Raw genomic sequence first — 8,054 nt, 5'->3', positions numbered from 1 at the left:
GCGTCACGGACGTCGCGAACCGCGTCCGGTCACCGTCCGTGTCCGTCCGAGTCGAGAAGCGCGACGAATCCCCGCACACTGATCGGGGAGGAGGTGTCGCTGTGTACCGGAGAGCACGCAAGGCGGCTGCCTCACTGACGGTGGCGGTGCTGATCGTGGCGGGCCTCGCCGTCACCGCTGTCGTACGGGACGAGTCGCCGCCCCCGGTGGCCAGGACGTCGGCGGCGGGCATGACCGGCGCCGATCGGGTGGCGGTGGATGCAGACAGCGACGACGGCGACGACCGTGAGCGCGACCCGTTCGGAGCCCACTGCCGTACGGCGACCGAGGGCTCCCTGGTGACCGCCTTCTGCCACAACCCGTACCCCGGGACCGACCGCGTCCAGCTGCATGTGGAGTGCGCGCGCTGGTGGGACGTCGACTCCGACAGCGCCCCCGCCGAGACCGTGGCCGCCGGCTACGCCCGGCTCACCGGGCGCTGCTGGAAGGAAGTCGCATCGGCCTGGGTCAGCCACGAGCGCGTCACGCCGTAACGGTCGGGTCTGACTGTCACGCCCTGACCGTCACGCCGTCTCGCGGAGGCAGGTGAAGGCGTGGCTCGCCGCCTCCGTACCCGCCGTCTCCGCGTCCCGGGCCCCGATCGCCGCCACCAGCCGCGCGTGGTCCAGATGGAACGCCGGCCGCAGCTCACGCCCCACATCCGCGCGCAGCCCGTCACGCAGCAGCTCGCTCAGGTCCGCGTAGAGCGCGGTGAGCACCTCGTTGTGCGAGGCCGCGACCACCGCCAGGTGCAGGGTCGCGTCCGCGGCCACGAACAGTTCGGCGTCCCCGCCCGCCCACGCCTCCTCGCGCCGCGCCAGCAGCGTCTCCAGCTGCCGTACGTCCCGCTCCGTACGACGCTCGGCAGCCAGCCGCGCCGCCGAGGCTTCGAGGGTGGAGCGCACCTCCGCGATGTGCCGGGCGTCGGCGTCGGCGAACCGGCGGTGCATCACACCGGCCAGCTCGCTCGTGGCGATGACATACGTCCCCGAGCCCTGCCGGATGTCCAGGAGCCCGTTGTGCGCCAGCGCGCGGACGGCCTCGCGGACGGTGTTACGGGCCACTCCGAGCTGCTCGACCAGCTCGGGCTCGGTGGGGATGCGTGAGCCCACCGGCCATTCGCCCGACGTGATCTGGTTCCGCAGCTCGGTGATCACCTGATCGGAGAGCGCGGATCGCCGGGGAGAGGTCAGGGCCATGGTGCTCCAGGTTCTCGGTGCCGGGGCGGCTGTCGGGAGTCTGCCATCAGGAGATCACCGTCAGGAGTCGCCACCGTCAGGAATGCCGTCCGGATTGGACAACCAATCATCCCATGATTCTATGATGGCACCATGCTTGACGAGACCACGACCCCACTCGCGCCCCGGGAGGACGTCGCGCCCGCCCCCGCCGACGCTCCCGCACCGTCACCCTCACCCCGGACGACCGTGTGGCTGCCCCGGCTTCTCGTCGTGGGACTCGTCCTCGCCGCCGTCAATCTCCGCCCCGCCATCACCAGCCTCGGTGCGCTGCTCGAAGACGTACGCGTCGGGCTCCACATGAGCGGCAGCGTCGCCGGGGTCCTCACCTCCGTCCCCGCGCTCTGCTTCGCCGTCTTCGGCATCACGGCCCCGCGCCTCGCCCGCCGCTTCGGGCCCGGCGCCGTCGTCTGCGCGGGCATGGTGGCCATCACGGCCGGCCTGCTGATCCGCCCCTTCACCAACAGCACGGCCGCTTTCCTCGCGGCGAGCGCGCTCGCGCTGATGGGCATAGCCGTCAGCAACGTGCTGATGCCGGTGATCGTGAAGCGGTATTTCCCCGATCGGGTCGGCACCATGACCGGCCTCTACTCGATGTCGCTGTCCGCCGGCACCGCCGTGGCGGCGGCCGCGACCGTGCCCATGACCGCCGCGCTGGGCGGCAGTTGGCGGCTGGGCCTCGGTCTGTGGGCCGTGGTCGCCGCCGTCGCCGTACTGCCGTGGGCCGCACTCCTCGTACGCGACCGGCGGAGCGCGGCTGCCACGGCGGACGCGGGGCGCCGGCCGGAGCCCGAGCAGGTCGCGGCGCCGGCGCCGAGGATCGCCCGCAGCCGTACCGCCTGGGCGCTCGGCTGCTTCTTCGGCCTCCAGGCGACGGGCGCGTACATCACCATGGGCTGGATGCCGCAGATCTTCCGCGACGCGGGGGTCTCGGCCGGTACGGCGGGACTGCTGCTCGCCGTCACCATGGTGATGGGCGTGCCGCTGGCCTTCGTGATCCCGCGGCTGGCCACCCGGATGAAGAACCAGGGCCCGATCGTCATCGCGCTGGGCGCCTGCGGCCTCACCGGCTACGCGGGCCTCTTCCTCGCGCCCGCCGCCGGGGCCTGGGTGTGGGCGGTGCTGCTGGGCGTCTCCAACTGCGCCTTCCCGCTGGCGCTCACGATGATCGGCATGCGCGCGCGGACCGGCGCCGGCGTCGTACGGCTGTCCGCCTTCGCGCAGAGCACCGGCTATCTGATCTCCATTCCGGGCCCGCTGCTGGTGGGCGTGCTCTACCAGCACAGCGGCGGCTGGGAACTGCCGATCATGCTCATGGGCGGGCTCATGGTGCCGCAGATCATTCTGGGTGTCGTCGCGGGGCGGGACCGGACGATCGAGGACGAGTGCTGAGATGAGAAACTGGGCGCATGCCAGTCCTTGATCCGAATCCCCAGAACGGCCAGAAGAAACTGCTGCTGATGTTCGGCACGATCATCGGCATCATGGTCGTGATCGCCGTCATCGCCTCCCTTGCGTCTCCCTAAAGCCCTCGGCGAGTGAGCCTCGAAAAAAGGGATGGTGGTGCTGGCACCACCATCCCCTAGGGGGTCAGGGTCAGGGTCGAGTGGGTGGGTCTCCGGATGGGGCGCGGGGCCGGTGATCCGTAGCTTTGAGGTACTTCAACCGCAGACCTACGGAGGCGGCCATGTCGGCCCCTACGCACACCCGGTCCCACCGCCCGTCCCCCGACCGTGTCGACATCCGTCTCCCCTGGTGGGCCGTCGTGCTCCCGGCCCTCGCGTTCGCCGCGCTACTGCTGGTGATGGCCGGTCCCGGCCAGGCCGCCGCCTCCGCCGGTGAGCCCGGCGTCGGCCAGGTGGTCATCCAGATTCAGCAGACCCTCTCCCGGTAGCGCGGTCGCCGTCAGGGTCACCCGTGGCGGGTGACCCCTCCAACACCCCGCGCCTGACGGCGCATTTCGTGCGAAGCTGGGATGCATGAGCGTCGAAACACCCCGCAGGATTGTCCTACTCCGGCACGCGAAGGCCGACTGGCCCGAGGTGGCCGACCACGAGCGGCCGCTCGCCGAGCGAGGCCGCGCGGACGCCCCGGTGGCCGGTCGGCGGCTCGCGGAGACCGGTATCGCCGTCGACCTGGCTCTCTGTTCGACGGCGGCCCGTACGCGCGAGACCTGGAAGCTGGCGGTGCACGAGTTGCCGCAGCGGCCCAGGACCGTCTACGAGGACCGGTTGTACGACGCCACGCTCGGCGATCTCCTGGCGCTGCTCACCGAGACGCCGGACGAGGTGAACGATCTCCTGCTGATCGGCCACAACCCCGGCATGCACGCCCTCGCCGACGCCCTCTCGGCCCGCGCCGAGGGTGACGCCCTGGGCCGGCTGACCGCGAGCGCGTTCCCGACCTCGGCGTTCGCCGTCATCGGGTTCACCGGCTCGTGGAAGACCGTGGAGCCCGACGTGGGGACGCTGCTCGAATACTGGGCCCCGCACGACTGACCGCGCGAGTCCACCACCCCCGACCGCCCAACTCCCTTACGGACAGAGCCCCGGCACGGTGTGCGTGCCGGGGCTCCGTCGTCTCTCGGGGGCCGGTCAGGCCGACGGATCCGAGGCCGCTTCCGCCTCCGCGGCCTCCACCTCTTCGACCTCTTCGCGCGTGATCCCCAGCAGATACAGCACCGTGTCCAGGAACGGCACGTTCACCGCCGTGTGCGCGGCCCTGCGGACCACCGGCTTGGCGTTGAACGCGACCCCCAGCCCCGCCGCGTTCAGCATGTCCAGGTCGTTGGCCCCGTCGCCGATCGCCACCGTCTGGGACAGCGGCACCCCGGCCTCCGCGGCGAACCGCCGCAGCAGCCTGGCCTTGCCCGCCCGGTCGACGATCTCGCCCACGACGCGCCCGGTGAGCTTCCCGTCCACTATCTCCAGCGTGTTCGCCGAGGCGAAGTCCAGCCCCAGCTGGTCCTTCAGCCCGTCGGTCACCTGCGTGAACCCGCCGGACACGACGCCCACTTGGTAGCCGAGCCGCTTGAGCGTACGGATCAGGGTGCGGGCGCCGGGCGTGAGCCGTACCTCCGCGCGTACCTTCTCCACCACCGACGCGTCGAGTCCGGCCAGCAGCGCCACACGCGCGTGCAGCGACTGCTCGAAGTCCAGCTCGCCCGCCATGGCCCTGGCCGTCACCTCGGCGACCTGCTCCTCGCAGCCCGCGTGCGCGGCGAACAGCTCGATGACCTCGTCCTGGATGAGGGTCGAGTCGACGTCCATGACGACGAGGCGCTGCGCCCGGTGGTGCAGCCCGGCCGAGACGACGGCCACGTCGACGCCGATCTCGGCGGCCTCGGTCGCCAGCGCGGTCCGCAGCGGTTCGGTCTCCGTGCCCGACACGGCGAACTCCACCGCCGTGACCGGGTACTTCGCCAGCCGGAAGATCCGGTCGATGTTCCCGCCCGTCGAGGTGATGCGGGCGGCGATGGCCGCCGTCGACTCGGCGGACAGCGGATGTCCGAGCACGGTGACATGGGAACGGCCGCTGCCGCGCGGCCTGTTGTCGCCGGTCCCGGAGATGATCTCGGCCTGGAGCTTCAGCGAGTCGGCCCAGCTGTGGACGGTCGCCCGCAGCTCGCCCTCGGTGCTGCCGCCGGCCTCCGGCGAGGTGACGAGCGCGCACAGGACGATACGGCCACGGGTGACGACCTGCTCGATGTCTATGACGTCGAGCGAGTAGGCGGCGAGGGTGTCGAAGAGGCCTGCGGTGATCCCCGGGCGGTCCTTCCCGAAGATCTTGACGAGAAGCGTGGGGGCGGCGTCAGTGGGCTGACGGGGCTGCGATGCGCTCATGGTGTTCCCACCGTATCGGGCGTGACGCGTGGGGCGACCCGGCGTCCCGCGTACCGGACACCCGTCCGAGAAGTGACCGGACACGTATACCTCGGACGCGTCCCGCTTGTGGGATTTGAGCCTGTTCACTTACGTTTCGCCGCGCCCTGAAGGAGATTTTGTGGTCTTCTCCGAGGCCCGACTTTCGTATAAGGGGGCGGGCCTGAAATAGTTCCCCACGATGTTCGCCATCCCTAGACTCCCTGCGATGGGAGCAACCCGGGGGACAACTAGTGGGGCATGGAGTGCCAGAGCTCGTACTTGAAATGAATGGAAGGACCTGGACGCTCGACCAGTCCAGGTCATACACCCTGGGACGTGATCCGCAGGGCGACCTGGTGATCGATGACGCCCGGGTCTCGTGGCGTCACGCCACCATCAGCTGGGGGGGCCGTAGTTGGGTAATTGAGGACCACGGCAGCACCAACGGCACTTATGTGCAGGGCCAGCGGATCCATCAGCTGGAAATCGGTCCGGGTACCGCCGTACATCTCGGCAATGCGACCGACGGACCGCGGCTGAATCTCAACGGCGCGGCGGCCGGCGCCTACCAGGCCCAGGGCACACCGCCCCAGCAGGCCAAGGCGCAGCACGCGCCCGCGCAGCCGCAGTCGCAGGCTCCCGGTTGGGCCCCTCAGCAGCAGCCTCCTCAGCAGCAGGGCTGGCCGCCACCGCAACAGCAGCCGCCCCAGCACCAACAGCAGCAGCCTCCTCAGCACGGCTACGTACCGCAGCAGCACGGAGGGCCGGGGGGCCCCGGTGCCGGCGGTCCGGGTGGTCAGGGCGGTTCAGGCATCGGTGGCGCGGCGGGGGCGCCGCCGGTGTACGGGGACCGCAGCCCGACCACCTTCCACCAGGTGGCTCTCGGCCGGGTGATGCGCATCGGCCGTGCGCTGGAGAACGAACTGGTCGTCTCCGACCTCCAGGTCTCCCGTCTGCACGCCGAGTTCACCTCGACGCCCGACGGCCGTTTCCAGATCCGCGACCTCGGGTCCCACAACGGCACGTACGTCAACGGCCAGCCGATCACCAAGTCCGGTACGGCGCTCATCGGCCCGAACGACATCGTCGGCGTCGGTCACTCGACCTTCCGCCTGGTCGGCGACCGGCTGGAAGAGTTCGTCGACACCGGTGAGGTCTCCTTCTCCGCCCGCCACCTCACGGTGACGGTCGACGGCGGCAAGCAGATCCTCAAGGACGTCTCCTTCGGCGTCCCCGAGAAGTCGCTCATCGCGGTCATCGGCCCCTCGGGCTCCGGCAAGTCCACGCTCCTCAAGGCGCTCACCGGCTACCGGCCCGCCAACGAGGGCGACGTCCTGTACGACAACAGGAATCTGTACAAGCAGTTCGCCGAGCTGCGCCAGCGCATCGGTCTGGTCCCGCAGGACGACATCCTGCACAAGGAGCTGACCGTACGGAAGGCACTCAAGTACGCCGCCAAGCTCCGGTTCCCCGGCGACACCGCCGAGTCCGAGCGCGAGGCCCGTATCGACGAGGTGCTGCGCGAGCTGAAGCTCGACATCCACAAGGAGAAGCGGGTCACCTCGCTCTCCGGCGGCCAGCGCAAGCGCGTCTCCGTCGCCCTGGAACTGCTGACCAAGCCGTCGCTGATCTTCCTGGACGAGCCCACGTCGGGTCTCGACCCGGGCATGGACCGCGACGTCATGCAGCTCCTGCGCGGCCTCGCCGACGACGGCCGTACCGTCCTGGTCGTCACACACTCCGTGGCCGAGCTGGCGATCTGCGACAAGCTGCTCGTCATGGCGCCCGGCGGCTCGGTCGCGTACTTCGGACCGCCCGAGGAAGCGCTCAACTTCTTCGGCTACACCACCTGGGCCGATGTCTTCTCGGCGTTCGAGAACTACCGCGACTACGACTGGGCGGGCCGCTGGCGCGGCTCGCAGCACTACCAGATGTACGCCGCCGACATCGACGCCGTCGCCGCGCAGTCGGTCCACATGCCGACGCCGCAGCAGATGCGCCCGCCGAAGCCGCAGAGCTGGGGCTCCCAGCTCTGGACGCTGATCCGCCGCTACTCCTCGGTGATCGCCTCCGACCGGGGCTTCCTCGGCCTGATGGTGATACTGCCCGCCGTCCTCGGCGTGGTGAGCGTCGTGATTCCGGCGGACTTCGGTCTGGGACCGCCCGACCCGCCGGCCCAGTTCAACGGCAAGGCCGGGACGATCCTGCTGATCCTCGCGGTCGGCATGTGCTTCTCGGGTGCGGCCAACTCCGTACGAGAACTGATCAAGGAACGGGTGATCTACGAACGGGAACGGGCCACCGGCCTCTCCCGGTCCGCGTATCTGATGTCCAAGGTCATCGTGCTCGGCGTGATCACGGCCTTCCAGGGCGTGATCCTCTGCGGGATCGGCTTCGCGCCGCGCGCGCTGCCCGACGAGGGCCTGCTCATGCCGCCGGCCGTCGAGATGTGCATCGTGATCATCGCGCTGGGCTTCACGTCGATGATGTTCGGTCTGGTGATCTCCTCGCTGGTGAAGACCGCCGAGAAGACCATGCCGCTGCTGGTCATGTTCGCGATCGTCCAGGTCGTCTTCACCGGCACGCTCTTCCAGATCTACGGTTCGCCCGGCCTGGAGCAGTTCGCCTGGCTGATGCCCTCGCGCTGGGCCATCGCCGGCGCCGGCTCGACCATCGACCTGGCGCATCTGATGCCGCCGTGGGAGCCCAAGAGCCCCAACGACCTGGACCCGCTCTGGGACCACTCCGTGGCCCAGTGGGGCTTCAACGTCGGGGTCCTGCTGTTCATCGGAGTCGTGTGCGGGGTCGTGGTGGCGCGGTTGCTGCGCCGCCACGAGCCGGAGGTCATGCGCAAGTAACGCGCGGTAGGAAGTACGTGACACGCACGCCGCCGGTGGGCGGCACCCCGCGAAGG

General features: G+C 70.1%; 8 protein-coding genes. 6 read left to right on the top strand and 2 right to left on the bottom strand.

Annotated features, from left to right (window positions below):
- Positions 1–101: 101 nt before the first annotated feature.
- A complete protein-coding gene (locus ACFT9I_RS39905; RefSeq protein WP_382572743.1) occupies positions 102–533 on the top strand; it encodes a hypothetical protein in 432 nt (143 codons plus the stop codon).
- Positions 534–563: 30 nt separating this feature from the next.
- Here ACFT9I_RS39905 and ACFT9I_RS39900 read toward each other — a convergent pair whose 3' ends face one another.
- Positions 564–1,238: a FadR/GntR family transcriptional regulator gene (locus ACFT9I_RS39900; protein WP_382572741.1), complete on the bottom strand. Its 675-nt coding sequence runs from the start codon at positions 1,236–1,238 to the stop codon at positions 564–566.
- A gap of 132 nt (positions 1,239–1,370) precedes the next feature.
- Here ACFT9I_RS39900 and ACFT9I_RS39895 point away from each other — a divergent pair, with 132 nt between their 5' ends.
- The 4 genes from ACFT9I_RS39895 to ACFT9I_RS39880 all read left to right on the top strand — a co-directional run bounded on the left by ACFT9I_RS39895 (position 1,371) and on the right by ACFT9I_RS39880 (position 3,775).
- Positions 1,371–2,669 carry a CynX/NimT family MFS transporter gene (locus ACFT9I_RS39895; RefSeq protein ID WP_382572739.1) on the top strand — a complete coding sequence of 433 codons (1,299 nt, stop codon included), beginning with the start codon at positions 1,371–1,373 and terminating at the stop codon, positions 2,667–2,669.
- Positions 2,670–2,686: 17 nt separating this feature from the next.
- The gene (locus ACFT9I_RS39890; protein ID WP_382572737.1) at positions 2,687–2,803 is read left to right on the top strand and encodes an SGM_5486 family transporter-associated protein; all 117 of its coding nucleotides are present in this window, start codon (positions 2,687–2,689) and stop codon (positions 2,801–2,803) included.
- Between the two features lie 161 nt (positions 2,804–2,964).
- Entirely contained in the window at positions 2,965–3,171 is a 207-nt protein-coding gene (locus ACFT9I_RS39885; protein WP_382572735.1) for a hypothetical protein, read from the top strand.
- Between the two features lie 85 nt (positions 3,172–3,256).
- A complete protein-coding gene (locus ACFT9I_RS39880) occupies positions 3,257–3,775 on the top strand; it encodes a SixA phosphatase family protein (protein ID WP_382572733.1) in 519 nt (172 codons plus the stop codon).
- 96 nt (positions 3,776–3,871) lie between these two features.
- On the opposite strand, the gene serB is transcribed toward ACFT9I_RS39880, so the two are convergent.
- On the bottom strand, positions 3,872–5,119 hold the full coding sequence (serB, locus tag ACFT9I_RS39875) for a phosphoserine phosphatase SerB (RefSeq protein WP_382572730.1): 1,248 nt from the start codon (positions 5,117–5,119) through the stop codon (positions 3,872–3,874).
- 305 nt (positions 5,120–5,424) lie between these two features.
- Between serB and ACFT9I_RS39870 the strand changes: the two genes are divergently transcribed.
- On the top strand, positions 5,425–7,998 hold the full coding sequence (locus ACFT9I_RS39870) for an FHA domain-containing protein (RefSeq protein ID WP_382572727.1): 2,574 nt from the start codon (positions 5,425–5,427) through the stop codon (positions 7,996–7,998).
- The last annotated feature ends 56 nt before the right edge of the window (positions 7,999–8,054 follow it).

It is taken from the genome of Streptomyces sp. NPDC057137 (genome assembly GCF_042670825.1).
Classification (GTDB): Bacteria; Actinomycetota; Actinomycetes; order Streptomycetales; family Streptomycetaceae; genus Streptomyces.
This window is presented reverse-complemented; position numbering and strand designations above follow the sequence as displayed.

Excerpts from the sequence above, each read along its gene's own strand:
- ACFT9I_RS39900 (WP_382572741.1), bottom strand. The coding sequence starts at position 1,238 with ATGGCCCTGACCTCTCCCCGGCGATCCGCGCTCTCCGATCAGGTGATC.
- ACFT9I_RS39895 (WP_382572739.1), top strand. The coding sequence starts at position 1,371 with ATGCTTGACGAGACCACGACCCCACTCGCGCCCCGGGAGGACGTCGCG.
- ACFT9I_RS39890 (WP_382572737.1), top strand. The coding sequence starts at position 2,687 with ATGCCAGTCCTTGATCCGAATCCCCAGAACGGCCAGAAGAAACTGCTG.
- ACFT9I_RS39885 (WP_382572735.1), top strand. The coding sequence starts at position 2,965 with ATGTCGGCCCCTACGCACACCCGGTCCCACCGCCCGTCCCCCGACCGT.
- ACFT9I_RS39880 (WP_382572733.1), top strand. The coding sequence starts at position 3,257 with ATGAGCGTCGAAACACCCCGCAGGATTGTCCTACTCCGGCACGCGAAG.
- serB (WP_382572730.1), bottom strand. The coding sequence starts at position 5,119 with ATGAGCGCATCGCAGCCCCGTCAGCCCACTGACGCCGCCCCCACGCTT.
- ACFT9I_RS39870 (WP_382572727.1), top strand. The coding sequence starts at position 5,425 with ATGAATGGAAGGACCTGGACGCTCGACCAGTCCAGGTCATACACCCTG.